Source organism: Flavobacterium sp. AK-345 (genome assembly GCF_058310175.1).
In genome coordinates, this window is the sequence record NZ_JBZEER010000014.1 from 53,926 (window position 1) to 67,937 (window position 14,012).

General features: G+C 30.9%; 13 protein-coding genes. 11 read left to right on the plus strand and 2 right to left on the minus strand.

Going from position 1 to position 14,012, the window contains the following annotated elements:
• The first annotated feature begins 16 nt into the window (after nt 1-16).
• The 6 genes from AC4FQ3_RS19910 (at nt 17) to AC4FQ3_RS19935 (ending at nt 5,679) form a co-directional block, all read left to right on the plus strand.
• A complete protein-coding gene (locus tag AC4FQ3_RS19910) occupies nt 17-793 on the plus strand; it encodes a hypothetical protein (protein ID WP_491183027.1) in 777 nt (258 codons plus the stop codon).
• 67 nt (nt 794-860) lie between these two features.
• Nucleotides 861-1,616 (plus strand): hypothetical protein, encoded by a 756-nt coding sequence (locus tag AC4FQ3_RS19915; protein WP_491183028.1) that lies wholly within the window; start codon nt 861-863, stop codon nt 1,614-1,616.
• A gap of 5 nt (nt 1,617-1,621) precedes the next feature.
• Complete coding sequence (gene lipB / locus AC4FQ3_RS19920) at nt 1,622-2,323, plus strand: lipoyl(octanoyl) transferase LipB (protein WP_073397267.1); 702 nt, start codon at nt 1,622-1,624, stop codon at nt 2,321-2,323.
• A gap of 17 nt (nt 2,324-2,340) precedes the next feature.
• The gene (locus tag AC4FQ3_RS19925) at nt 2,341-3,162 is read left to right on the plus strand and encodes an AraC family transcriptional regulator (RefSeq protein WP_491183029.1); all 822 of its coding nucleotides are present in this window, start codon (nt 2,341-2,343) and stop codon (nt 3,160-3,162) included.
• A 78-nt stretch (nt 3,163-3,240) separates the two neighbouring features.
• The gene (locus tag AC4FQ3_RS19930; RefSeq protein WP_491183030.1) at nt 3,241-3,822 is read left to right on the plus strand and encodes an NAD(P)H-dependent oxidoreductase; all 582 of its coding nucleotides are present in this window, start codon (nt 3,241-3,243) and stop codon (nt 3,820-3,822) included.
• Nucleotides 3,823-3,987: 165 nt separating this feature from the next.
• Nucleotides 3,988-5,679: a hypothetical protein gene (locus AC4FQ3_RS19935; RefSeq protein WP_491183031.1), complete on the plus strand. Its 1,692-nt coding sequence runs from the start codon at nt 3,988-3,990 to the stop codon at nt 5,677-5,679.
• A 74-nt stretch (nt 5,680-5,753) separates the two neighbouring features.
• Here the strand turns inward: AC4FQ3_RS19935 and rnhB are convergent, their stop codons facing one another.
• The gene (rnhB, locus tag AC4FQ3_RS19940; RefSeq protein WP_491183032.1) at nt 5,754-6,413 is read right to left on the minus strand and encodes a ribonuclease HII; all 660 of its coding nucleotides are present in this window, start codon (nt 6,411-6,413) and stop codon (nt 5,754-5,756) included.
• Nucleotides 6,414-6,583: 170 nt separating this feature from the next.
• Between rnhB and AC4FQ3_RS19945 the strand changes: the two genes are divergently transcribed.
• The 5 genes from AC4FQ3_RS19945 (at nt 6,584) to AC4FQ3_RS19965 (ending at nt 12,210) form a co-directional block, all read left to right on the plus strand.
• Nucleotides 6,584-8,551, plus strand: coding sequence for a putative porin (locus tag AC4FQ3_RS19945; RefSeq protein WP_491183033.1), 1,968 nt, complete (start codon nt 6,584-6,586; stop codon nt 8,549-8,551).
• A gap of 49 nt (nt 8,552-8,600) precedes the next feature.
• Entirely contained in the window at nt 8,601-9,962 is a 1,362-nt protein-coding gene (locus AC4FQ3_RS19950; RefSeq protein ID WP_073397278.1) for a pyridoxal-phosphate dependent enzyme, read from the plus strand.
• 78 nt (nt 9,963-10,040) lie between these two features.
• Nucleotides 10,041-10,523: a 3'-5' exonuclease gene (locus tag AC4FQ3_RS19955; protein WP_073397280.1), complete on the plus strand. Its 483-nt coding sequence runs from the start codon at nt 10,041-10,043 to the stop codon at nt 10,521-10,523.
• 74 nt (nt 10,524-10,597) lie between these two features.
• Nucleotides 10,598-11,869 carry a DUF2851 family protein gene (locus AC4FQ3_RS19960; RefSeq protein WP_491183034.1) on the plus strand — a complete coding sequence of 424 codons (1,272 nt, stop codon included), beginning with the start codon at nt 10,598-10,600 and terminating at the stop codon, nt 11,867-11,869.
• 113 nt (nt 11,870-11,982) lie between these two features.
• The gene (locus AC4FQ3_RS19965; RefSeq protein WP_042564002.1) at nt 11,983-12,210 is read left to right on the plus strand and encodes a PspC family transcriptional regulator; all 228 of its coding nucleotides are present in this window, start codon (nt 11,983-11,985) and stop codon (nt 12,208-12,210) included.
• 69 nt (nt 12,211-12,279) lie between these two features.
• Here the strand turns inward: AC4FQ3_RS19965 and AC4FQ3_RS19970 are convergent, their stop codons facing one another.
• Nucleotides 12,280-13,749 (minus strand): APC family permease, encoded by a 1,470-nt coding sequence (locus AC4FQ3_RS19970; protein WP_042564003.1) that lies wholly within the window; start codon nt 13,747-13,749, stop codon nt 12,280-12,282.
• Between the last annotated feature and the right edge of the window lie 263 nt (nt 13,750-14,012).

Genomic DNA, 14,012 nt, shown 5'->3' on the forward strand with positions numbered 1-14,012 from the left:
AATCTAAATCTGAAATATGAAAAAACATTTACTTTATTTCCTTGTTGCATTATGTATCTCAAGTTGTACGATTAAAGAAAAAATGATAATAAATGAAGATGGTTCAGGATCTTTTTCATACGGTTTTGACATGGCAGCAATGTATAAAATGGGAATGAAAAGTACTGATACCTTAAATAATAAAAAGGTTATTGATACTTCTTTTAATTTTAAAGAACTTTTTGACAAAGCAAAAGATAGTATTGCAAAACTTCCGGCTGCTGATAAAGAAATGCTTAAAGTACTTGAGAATTTTAAAATTAATTTAAAAGTAAACGAAGAACAAAAGCAAATGGAATATAATATGACATTTGATTTTAAAAATTTAGACAGCATTCAAAAAATGGCATCTGCGACACAAGCTATGGAAAAGCTTGCACTTTCTGATAAAAAACGACTTGGAGCACTAAGTGCAGCACCAAAACCGGAGAGTAATAATGCAGCATCGTTTATTTATGATGGAAAATCTTTTGTCAAAACGATTGTTTCTTCAGAGGATAATAAAAAGACAGCTAAGCCTAAAAAGAAAAACAAAAAGAAAGAAGATGATCCCTTTTTGAAAAAAATGGATGATATGCTTAAAGAATGTAAATATTCTATGGAATATCATTTTCCGAAAAAAATAAAAACAGTTTCTTTAAAAAATGCAGTAATTGCAACAGACAGAAAAAGTTTTATTTATGATGTTCCTTTAGAAAACATGCAGGAAAATAGTGATATGGAAATAGGTTTTAAGGTAATATTTGAAGATTAAAAAGCAAAATTGCAAAACAATATTCTTTAAAATAGTCTTCGTATATTTGATAAAAAAATTAACCACGATGAAATTATATAAATTACTTAGTTTTTCTTTTTTAATAGCAACCTTGACAAGTTGTACTTTCACCGAAAATATTTATGTAAGCGATAACGGAACCGGAAAATTTGCTCTCGATATGGATGGTTCTGCGTTAATGGAAATGGCAGGAGATCAGCTTGGAAGCCAAATGGGTGCCGATGCCAAAAAAAATATCGATTCTACTTTTACCTTCAAACAATTATTGGCAGATAAAAAAGACAGTATAGCAAAATTATCTCCGGAGGTTCAAAACGAAATTAAAAAACTGGAAGATCTTACGGTTAACCTGAAAATGAATGGTGAGAAAAAAGAATTTCTGATGGCATTTTCAAAAGATTTTAAAAACGTAAACGAATTGCAGGATGTTTTACAAGCCATGAGTACACTTCAAAAATTAGAAGGAGGCTCAAACGCTTCAAATCCTTTTGCAGGTGGTTTGGGGAAAAATAATAGTATATTAAGTTATACTTACGACGGAAAGAAATTTACGCGTAAAGCAATAATCGACAAACAAAAATTAGCCGAAAAAGCTAAAGATAGTGCTGCAGATATGTCAAATATGATTTTTGCATCTTCTAATTATATTTTAAAATATCATTTTCCTAAGCGAATTAAAAAGGTATCAAACCCAAGCGCTTTGTTTAGCGACGATCGAAAATCAATTACATTACAATACTCTTTTACGGATTATATGGAGAATCCTGACAAACTTAACTTTGATGTTGAGTTTGAAAAATAATTAAAATGAATAAAAAAATTCAACTTCAAGATTTAGGAAGTAAAGATTATAAATCGACCTGGGAATATCAGGAAGAACTTTTTAAAGACATAGTCGACTTAAAAATTAAAAATAGAAGAGAGGAACTAGAATTAGAAACTCCAAATTATTTATTGTTTGTCGAACATCCGCATGTTTATACTTTGGGTAAAAGCGGAGATCTTGAAAACTTGTTGTTAAACGAAAAACAACTTGAAGCAAAAGGAGCAACTTTTTATAAAATCAATCGTGGCGGCGATATTACCTATCACGGACCGGGACAAATTGTAGGTTATCCTATTTTAGACCTAGAAAATTTCTTTACAGATATTCATAAATATTTACGTTTTCTGGAAGAAGCAATCATTCTGACTTTAGAAGAATATGGTTTAAAATGTGGCAGAAGCGAAGGTGAAACGGGCGTTTGGTTAGACGTTGGAACTCCGTTTGCACGTAAAATATGTGCGCTTGGAGTACGCGCTTCACGCTGGGTTACAATGCACGGATTTGCTTTAAACGTAAATGTTGATTTAGGTTATTTTGACAATATCATTCCGTGTGGAATTCGCGGAAAAGGTGTTACTTCCTTACAAGTTGAACTTGGTGTAGAAAAAGTTGACGAAGACGAAGTAAAATCTAAAATTGTAAAACATCTGACTGAATTGTTTGAAGCTGAATTTGTTAAATAGTTTCAAAAAAATAAAATATGAAAAATGCTGAAGAAAATAACAATTATAGAATTGATGTTCCTTCAGCATTTTCAACTGTTTTTTCTCATTTTTACTTCGCAGAAAATAAAACAGCTTTTCCAATAACAAAAACATTATTGCCAAGTTTTCAGACTATTCTGGTTTTTAACTTCGGAACAAAATCTTTTTTAAAATCAAAACAAAATACCGTTTTAGAAGTAGAGAAATGCATTGTTTTAGGACCAATAAAACAGGCGTTTGATTATACTTTAGAACCTGATTCTGAGATTTTAGTGGCAAATTTTAAAGAAGATGCTTTTTACAGATTCTTTGGAAATGCACTTTTAACGCATTCTTTACCCATTCATCCCGATGTTTTAATTGCTCAAAATTGTTTTGATGTTTTATGGGAAGAATTAAAAATAATTCAGAACACAAAAGACCGCGTCGATTATATTTTAGAATTCTGTAAACCTTATTTAGGAGAGCAAAATGCGATAACAGCACTTTTGGCTGATTTTAAAGAAGAATCTTTAAATCCGATAAAAGCAATTGCTTCACAGATAAATCAAACGGAAAGAAATATTCAGCTTCATCAAAAGAAATTTTTTGGGTATACGATTAAAGAAATCAGTCGTTACGAACGTTTTTTGAAAGCGGTTGATCTTATTCAGAAAACTTCAGGTAATGACGAAAAAACAGATTGGCTTTCGATTGTAGAACAATGTGGTTATTACGATCAAAGTCAGTTGATTCATGATTTTAAATATTATATGAACATCTCGCCAACAAAATTCTTAAAGTTTCAAAGCGATATCTGCAGCGCAAAAGGCACTTAAGCCACTTTTCGTTTTCTTACAATTGTACGCAAACATTGCGTTTTACATTTGTCATGTAATCTTTAAAAAATAGAAAACATGAAAAATTTAATTGTTTATGCACATCCAAATACGGGTAGTTTAAATCATTTCTTAAAACAAACTATTGTCGAAAACCTTGAAGAATCGGAACAAGAAGTTATTGTTCGCGATTTAAATGAATTCAATTTTAATCCGGTACTTTCTTTAGACGATATGAATGGCCAAAGAATGGGACAAGTTGCTGATGATGTAAAAATCGAACAGGATTTTATAACCTGGGCAGACCGCGTTATTTTTGTTTATCCAATCTGGTGGACAGGAATGCCGGCAGTTATGAAAGGTTATATTGATCGTGTTTTTAGTTACGGATTTGCGTATCGATACGATCAGGGAATTCAAAAAGGATTGTTGGCAGGGAAGAAAACAATAATCATCAATTCGCACGGAAAATCAAACGCAGAATATGCCGAAAGTGGCTTGGATAAGGCTTTGGCTTTAACATCTGATACTGGAATTTTTAATTATTGCGGATTCGAAATTCAGGAGCATTTTTATTTTGATAAAGCAGATCGCGCTTCTTCAGAAAATATTTCAGAATGGGAAAATCACATAAAATTAGTTCTAAATAAAAAAAACTAATATGGCATAACTCTATAATCGAATTATAGTTTGCTTTACTTTTTTATAACATTAAATAAAAAAAATCAGGTATTTTCACTTGTTAAAATACCTGTTAAAATGTTTTTATTTACAAGCTTAAAAAGTCATTGAAAAATGAATTTATAACCTTGTAAATAGAAAATTATGAAAAAAACATTACTTATTACATTATCACTATTTGGCATAACTTGTTTCGCTCAGGGAACACCGGAGGACTTAGCTCAAGCTAAAATAGATATTACAAAACGATCTAAAGATTTTGAAGCAAAAAATATAGAATTTTTAGCGAAAGAAAAAGATTGGAATGACTATTTAACTAAAATCTCTGCGAATATGGATCCTTCAAAAACGAGTGAACTTCCTGTTAAACTGAAAGAGGTTCAAGATAAAAGAAAAAAACTTAATGATAGTTATCTTTTATATGAGACTTATAAAAAAGTATATATAGATAAAGGAATTCCTGAACAAACAATTGAGGACCTATTTAAATATAAGTATACTGTTCCAGATCCAATTGTAACTTCCAACAATGTAGATGAACCTAAAACTTATCTGTATTTTGGAAAAGATCAAATTTTGCAGGAATCTGAATTAACGAAGAACAAAGAAGTAAATGAAATTCTTAAAACTGTTCTAAAACAAAAAAGTGAATCTTATTTGGGTGATGTCATAATTCCGAAAGAAAATCAACAATTTGCATTTTATTATAATAATTTTGATGTAAAAAGCGGGAGATATTATAAATTTAAAAGAGTTACATTCGAAATTCAGGAAGGTTTTTTTACTGATATAAAGGTTTTTGTATTTGATGAAAATGGATCTGAGTTAATATTTGAGAATAGAGTTCCAATAAGTATATTGAGATATTCTACTCAAGCTCCAAAGAACTTCTTGTTTTTTAGGCATCCTGCTAATCAAAATGGTATTGTTAATTTTAAAGAAACTGAGAAATTAAGAATCCGATTGTCTGATGTATTAATGTATGTATCAAGACCTGGCTATAATTTTATCCCCAATGATGTAACTTTTGATTTTCCTACCAAAAAAGAAAATGGGGATTTTTTGAATAAAGATAACCCGGTTAAATATGAGATAAAAGAAGATACCAGTTTGCAAAATGTTGTAGAGTTAAGAGCTTACACGGATTTTCTAGGATTATTTGCAGATTCTCCTAATGGTGTTGTACAGCTTCAGGGAAAAGGAGACTTTTATGTGTTTCCTTTTAGTATACCATGCATAATATGGGATTTAAAATTTTTTGACAAAATATCACCGTACGTTAATTTTTCAAGAATAGATGCAGATTCAAGAGCGGTTGAAACAACGATACTTCCGGACTCAAATATTGGAATTAAGAACAGTTTGGATTTATTGCAAAAAGCCTATTTAGAAATGGGGACAAAAGTGAATATTGCTAGTTTAAAATTTGATAAAGAATATCCATTTCGTACCATTTTTTATTTTCCGGTGAGGTATCAAATTTCGGATGTAAAAATAAACAATGAACTTACAAATGTTCAAGGGCTTGGAATAGGTGGAGGGGTTACATTCGAATTTAAGCGTTTTAATAATTTTGGATTTATTTATTCTGTTGAATATTCTAAATATAGATATATAAATTTTAATACAATTGAAAATTTTGAAGCACCGAGAGCTTTTAATGTGTTTAGAAATGAAGCGGAAGTTTATTACCATCCTGATAAAGAAAAGAAACAAGCTATCTTCTTAAGATTTAGAACTTTTAATAATACCGATACTAATGAGGCTTTTTATCAATTGCAATTTGGTTACCGTTTTTCTATAGGAATTTCGGATGTGAAGGCTAAAACTCAATAATTATTTATCAATTCAAAATAAATATACCAGCATAAGCAATTAGGTTTGTGCTGGTAATTTGATTTATAAGTAAGCTAAAATTCTAGTTCCAATTGATCCGGCAAAAGTCTGAAACTCATTCGGTGGTATTTTGTAGTTCCGTATTTTCTAATAGCGTCCCGGTGTTCTCTGGTAGGATATCCTTTATTTTGTTTCCAGTTGTACATCGGGAATTCTTCATGAATTAAGTCCATGTATTCATCACGATAGGTTTTGGCTAAAACAGAAGCGGCTGCAATACTAACAAATTTTGAGTCTCCTTTTATAATACTTTGGTTCGGAATTGATTTTAATAAATCTATTTCATCTTTCGAAAATTGTTTTCCAAAAGTATTCTTTAAACCCAGTTTTGCATTAAGCGATCTGTTTCCATCCACAATAATATATTCCGGACGCTGGTTTAATTTTAAAATGCATTCCTGCATTCCTTTCATTGATGCATTTAGAATATTGATTTCATCAATTTCTTCTGCATGAAGATGTGTTACAGAATAGCAAACTGCATGTTTCTCGATAATAGGTTTTAAGTGAAACCTTATTTTTTCAGACAATTGTTTACTGTCATTTAAAAATTCATGCTCAAAATCTACCGGTAAAATTATGGCAGCAGCAGTAACAGGGCCAGCCAGACAACCACGGCCAGCTTCATCTGTACCAGTTTCTAAAATAAATCCGGAGAAATTTTTTGCAAGCATTTATTTAAATTTTCAAAACACAATATTATAAAATTTTTGCCGAAAATTTTCGTTCTTTAACTTATTGAAAAAGCAGTGGTATAAATTGAAGTGTTTTTTTATTTATACGTTTTTATCTTTTACCTTTGCCTGACAAATTTTGCCAAAATAATTATATATAAAGCTATCAAATGAGAATATTCTTTTTTCTATATCTATTAGTCGTACCCGCCTTATTGTTTTCTCAAGAAAAAAATGCGTCTAAAAGCAATTTAGATATGAATACAAAATACACCAGTATTACTGATACGCTGAAAAAGAAACAAGCAAAAATTGCTAAAATCGAACAGTATCAAATTTATACTTTAGAACATGATACTACTTATGCGGATACTTCTTTAACACTAAAAAGTGCTTATAAACAAAATTATCTTCGCAGGGACAATTTTGGGCTTTTGGAATTTCCCAACATTGGACAACCTTATAATACTTTACAATACAGTTTAACTGATTTTTCACCTTATCCTGAAATCGGTTTTAAAGCAAAACACTTTAGTTATCTTGAAGTTAGTGACATTAGATATTATTCGGTTGCGACACCTTTTACAGAGTTGTTTTTTAATACGACTATTAATAAAGGTCAGAACGTAGATTCGTTTATCACGCTGAACACTTCCGAAAATCTAAATTTTTCTATTGCCTACAGAGGTTTACGTTCTGAGGGTAATTATATTAATCAATTGGTAAGTACCGGAAATTTTCGTTTTACAACAAGTTATTTTACTACAGATAAAAGATATATCCTAAATGCTCATGTTACTTTTCAGGATATTTCAAATGAAGAAAATGGCGGTATAACAACACCGGAAGATTTTGAAAGCGGAGATGCTGATTTTAAGAACCGTCAAAGATTACAGGTTTATTTAACCGATGCAAAATCGTTTTTAAAAGGAAAGCGATTGTTTTTTGATCATGCTTTTAGAGTGAATCCAACACAAGGGAATAATAATTTATATGTAACGCATCAATTTAATTACGAAGATAAATTTTTCGAATATAATCAGCCAACAGTTCTTTCTACTGTTGATGGTGCAGAGGTAGCAAGATTTGGAGACGCTTATGTTGCAAGCGCAATTAATGATCAGACGCGTTTTGAAAAACTGTACAACAAAGCGGGACTTGCTTACGAAAATTCACTTCTGGGGAAATTTAATTTTTTCATAGATGATTACAGATCTAATTATGAGTATAATAGAATTATAATAAATGCTGATGGTTCCAGAATTCCTGATAATTTATTTCTTCAGTTTAATAATGTTGGTGGACAATATGAATACCAAAAAAACAAATGGAATGGTCGATTTTTATATTCAAGATCAATTACAAATGAATCACTTTCTGATTTAGATGCCAAATTAAGATACAATTTAAACGATAAAATTCAGTTTGATTTTAGATATCGAAACATCAATAAACTGCCAAATAATAACTATAATTTATACCAAAGCAGTTTTATACAATATAATTGGTCGCATGATTTCAAAAATGAAAAAATTAATTCGCTTAGTGCCAGTATTTATACGCCTTGGTTAAATGCCGAAGCTCAATATACTGTCTTAAAAGATCATTTATATTTTGAAGATGTATCTACAGATGCTCAGATAGCTGCGCAAACCCAAATTGTAAACCCGGCTCAATACGGAAATGTAATTAATTATCTTTCTGTTAAAGCCAACAAGGAATTCAAATTCGGAGCTTTTGGATTTGATAATACATTTTTATATCAAAAAGTTGATCAGTCTGATTTGATTTTAAACGTACCTGATTTCGTAACCAGAAATACACTTTATTATTCCAGTTACTTTTTCAAAAAAGCATTGTTTATGCAAACAGGATTAACTTTTAATTATTTTACCAGTTATTACGGTAATGATTATAATCCTGTTGTTGGAGAATTTTTTGTTCAGACAGATAAAAAAATTGGAGGTTATGCCAACTTTGATTACTACATAAATTTCAGAATCAGACAAACAAGATTTTACTTTAAGGCAGAACATTTTAACGCTGCTTTTTCTGGATACAATTATTATTCAGCGCCTAATAATCCATATCGTGATTTCACTATCCGATTTGGTTTAGTTTGGAATTTCTTCCAATAAATTATACTCTTTACTTTACTTAAACCAAATAATTTAAATTCACGAAAAAATGGACTTTTCAAATAATATTTTAGAAACAATTGGTAATACACCATTAGTAAAACTCAACAAAATTGTTGCTGAAATTGATGCGTTAGTACTAGCAAAAGTCGAAACTTTTAATCCGGGAAATTCTGTAAAAGACAGAATGGCCGTAAAAATGATTGAAGATGCTGAAGCTGATGGTCGTTTAAAACCCGGAGGAACTATTATTGAAGGAACTTCTGGAAATACCGGAATGGGATTGGCACTTGTAGCCATTATAAAAGGATACAAATTGATTTGTGTAATATCAGACAAACAATCTAAAGAGAAAATGGATATTTTGCGTGCTGTTGGCGCCAAAGTAGTAGTTTGTCCAACAGATGTTGAACCTACAGATCCTCGTTCTTATTATTCAGTTTCAAAACGATTGGCTGAAGAAACACCAAATTCATGGTATGTAAATCAATACGATAATATGTCGAATTCATTGGCACATTATGAACAAACCGGACCGGAAATCTGGAAACAAACCGATGGAAAAATTACTCATTTTGTTGTGGGAGTTGGAACTGGAGGAACAATCTCTGGTGTTGGAAAATATTTGAAAGAGAAAAATCCAAATATCAAAATTTGGGGAATTGACACTTATGGTTCTGTATTTAAAAAATATCATGAGACCGGAATTTTTGATGAAAACGAAATTTACTCTTATATAACAGAAGGTATTGGAGAAGATATTTTACCAAAAAATGTTGACTTTTCTTTAATTGACGGATTTACAAAAGTAACAGATAAGGATGCTGCCGTTTATACAAGAAAGATAGCAATGGAAGAAGCCATCTTTGTTGGAAACTCTGCCGGAGCTTGTATAAAAGGATTGTTACAGCTTAAAGAACATTTTAAACCTGATGATGTTGTTGTGGTGCTTTTTCACGATTCTGGAAGCCGTTATGTTGGTAAAATGTTTAATGATGACTGGATGCGTGAGCGTGGTTTCTTAGAAGAAAACGTGACAAAAGCCGAAGATGTTATCAAGGACCATATTGATAAAGAATTAATCGTTGTTCGTACAGAAGAATTGGTTTCGCACGCTATCGAACGTATGCGTAAATATAAAATTTCACAAATTCCGGTAGTAGATATTAACGGATTTGTTGGTTCTGTCGACGAAACAGATTTATTTAGAAGTTATGTTGCCGACAAAAATGTTGCCGAAAAACCGATCAAAGAAGTAATGGGGAAACCTTTTCCAATCGTAAAATTAGGAACTACGATCGAAGAAGTATCTAAGTTATTTACGAAAGAAAATGATGCTGTTTTGGTTGATTTAGGAAATGGAAAGCATCATATTATAACAAAATATGATATTATCGGGTCTATAAAATAAGATTCGTTTTAATAACTTTATCTGTCCATAAATCTAGTTTAATAAATTAGATTTATGGATTTTTTATCTCATTTTATAATGAATTTTACTGCTATAGATTTTGAAACTGCCACAGGTTATCATCCTTGCTCTGTTGGAATTGTTACTGTTGAAAACGGAATAATTACAGATGAGTTTGTGACTTTGATTAAGCCGCCAAATAATGAGTATAATCCGTTTACGATTCGCGTTCATGGCATATATCCGCGTGATACAATAAATGCTAAATCATTTCGCCAGGTTTTCCCTGAAATTGAAAAGCGATTGAAAAATAGAGTAGTGGTAGCACATAACGAAAGTTTTGACCGCAATGTTTTGATGAAAACAATGGCACTTTGTGGTTTGCAATATGAAGATTTAAATATTGCTGAGAAATGGGAATGTACAGTTAAGATATATAAAGCAAAAGGACTTAAACCTACTAAATTAAGTGATTGCTGTCGCGAAATGAATATTCAGTTAAACCATCATGAAGCACTTTCTGATGCTCGGGCCTGTGCGAAATTATATATGTTGCGATAAACAATATATTTTGTAAGATTAATATTATTTTATTTAATTTTGAGCTTTTATAAATTTAATATAAAAGCCAATAAATGAAAGAAGATTTTCTTCATTATCTCTGGAAATTCAAGAAGTTTGAAACCTTGAATTTAATAACAACTCAGAAAGAACAAATTACTATAATTAAAACCGGGGATTATTTAGAGCTTTCAGGCCCCGATTTTTTTAATGCCCAAATTATAATTGGAAAACAAAAATGGGCAGGAAATGTTGAGATCCATTTAAAATCCTCCGATTGGTATGTTCATGGCCACGAAAAAGATGCTGCTTATGAAAATGTTATTTTACATGTAGTTTGGGAACATGATACCGAAATTTTTGGAAAAAATAATAGAGAAATTCCTGTTTTGGTTTTAAAAGAGTATGTCTCTTCAGAAACTGTAAATAATTATCAATCATTAATGAGTCCAAAGTCATGGATATCCTGCGAAAAACAAATTGCACAAATAGATGATTTTGTTTTTAAGAATTGGCAGGAACGATTGTTTTTTGAGCGATTAGAACGCAAATCAAAATTTATTTATGATTTACTCGAAGAAACAAATCAGGATTGGGAAGCAGTTTTGTTTTGCCTCTTGGCTAAAAATTTTGGACTCAATACAAATGGAAATGCATTTTTGCAAATAGCCAAAAAACTTCCATTTTCAATTATTCGAAAAGAGAGTTTCGAAGTTGAAAATCTAGAGGCTTTACTTTTAGGAACCTCGGGTTTATTAGATGCAGAGAAAGAAGATGTGTATTTTAAGGATTTGAAAATTAGATATTTTTATCTTCTGTATAAATATCAATTAGATAAAGCTTATACAGATCCAGTGGAGTTTTTTAAACATCGTCCGGATAATTTTCCAACAATAAGACTTTCACAATTAGCAAGTTTGTATCACAAACATCAAAATTTATTTTCTAAGATTATTGCTTTAAAATCTGTCAAAAGCATATATGAGTTGTTAAACGTTTCAGCGAGTTTATATTGGCAAAATCATTATCAGTTTGATAAAGAAAGCCCGAAGAAATCAAAACCATTATCAAAATCATTTATTGATTTACTAATTATTAATACCATTATTCCTATTCAGTTTGCATATTCGAACATTATGGGAGAATCGTTTTCTGAAGATTTAATAGCATTATTAAATGAAGTTTCTCCGGAAAAGAACTCTATCATCGAAAAGTTTGAATCTTTTGGCATTTCTTCTAAAAATGCGTTTGACACACAAACATTGATTCAGCTTAAAAATGAATACTGTAATCAAAAAGCTTGTTTGAGATGCGCGGTAGGGATGGAGTTGCTGAGAAATAATTAGAGAATTAGAAAATGTGCCAATGAGATAATTTTGTACTTTTGTATATAGCCCTAAGCGAAGCCTCGGTATTTGTCATTCCGAGCGAAGTCGAGGTATAAATCTAAAATCTAAACATGTCAGCAATTTTAAGACTTAAATTTTTCTTTGAAAAATATGGATTCCATGTTTCATCGCGATTAGCAGATAAACTCGGAATGCGTGTTACGAGCGTACGATTGTTTTTTATCTATATTTCGTTTGTAACAGCAGGATTAGGTTTTGGTATTTATCTGACTTTAGCCTTTTGGATTCGTTTAAAAGATTTAATTCGCGCCAAACGAACTTCTGTTTTTGACTTGTAATTTTAAAAATTGGATATAAAAAAAGCCCCTTATTTTAATAAATAAGGGGCTTTTCAATTTTGTGTTTTTTTATTCTATTTCTTCTGGTCTGTTTAGTTTTGCTCGTTTTTTACTGTAAGCAAAATAAACAATAATACCTATAGCTAACCATCCTAGTGAAAGTAATTGAGCATCTAAACTCAAATTAATCATTAAGTACGTGTTGATTGAAATACCACAAATTGCGATTATTGGAAGAGCTGGAACTTTAAATGTTCTTGTTAATTGAGGTTGTTTTACTCTTAGAATCCAAACAGCAATACAAACCATTGTAAAAGCAAATAAGGTACCAAAACTTGTCATATCTGCTAATCTGTTAATTGGTGTAAAAGCTGCAACTACAGCAATAATACCACCTAAGATAATTAAATTAGTTTTTGGTGTTCCTGAAATTGGATTTACTTTAGAGAATACAGCAGGAATTAAACCATCTTTAGACATACCAAGGAAAATTCTTGATTGTCCCATAATCATTACCATTAATACAGAAATCAATCCAATAGTTGCAGCAACTGTAATAATAAAACCAGCCCATGGTTGCCCCGCAATATCAAATGCGTAAGCTACTGGTGCTTTTATAGCTTCCGGATATTTTCCTAGTGGATTAAAGTCTTGATAATTCATCATTCCTGTTAAAACTAAAGAAACAAGAATATATAATGTAGTACAAATTAATAACGAAGCAATAATTGCAAACGGTACATCTTTTTTAGGATTAATAGCTTCACCAGCTTGTGTTGAAACGGCATCAAAACCTACATAAGCAAAGAAAATTGCAGCAGCTCCAGAAACAATTCCCGCTATTCCATATGCATTGTGAGTAGTTTCTTTTTCGATGATTTTAGTAGCCTCAGGAATAAATGGATGCCAGTTAGCAGTATTAATAAAGAAAAGACCGGCAATGATTACAAATATAACAGCAGAAACTTTAAGAATAACAATCATATTGTTTGCTTTTGCTGCGCTTTTTGTACCTTTAATAAGTAACGAAATAACTAAAATCACGATTAAAAAAGCAGGTAAATTCATTGAAAAACCTTCACCAGTATAACTTGCCGGGTCTGTTGTGAGCCAGTCGGGAAGTTTAATGTGAAACATTTTAAGTAATTTATTGAAATATCCAGACCATGAAACAGCTACGGTCATTGATCCCATCGCATACTCAAGGATTAGCCCCCAACCAATAATCCAGGCAAAAATTTCTCCAATTGTACCATAAGCATACGCATAAGCTGAACCCTCAACTGGTAAAATTGACGCAAACTCAGAATAACAAAGAGCTGCAAAAACGCAGGCAACACCTGCAATAATGAAAGAAAGTGCTAAAGCAGGACCAGCATGATAATATGCACCGGTACCAGTTAGAACAAAAATTCCTCCACCAATAATAGCTCCAACTCCAATGGCTGTAAGGCTCCATTTTCCCAGAACTCTTTTTAAATCACTTTTTTTCATATCCGCTTCAAAAGCCGATATCGGTTTAACTCTCCAAATTGACATATTATAATAGTGGTTTATTGTTATTAAGCTCCAAATGTATCGTTTTTTATAAAAAATAAAAACAATTATATAAGTTTAAGTTATAAAATGTTTAAAATTAATACAGGATCATCCGAAATTCAGTTCCAATAACTCTATTTTGTCAACTTACTTTGATAAAAAATACATTATGCATTTTTTTATAAATTATAAAAATTTAGTATTTTTCTTATAATTTAGCTCTTTTTTGACTTAATTTTGACTTTTAAAAATTGAAAAGTTAT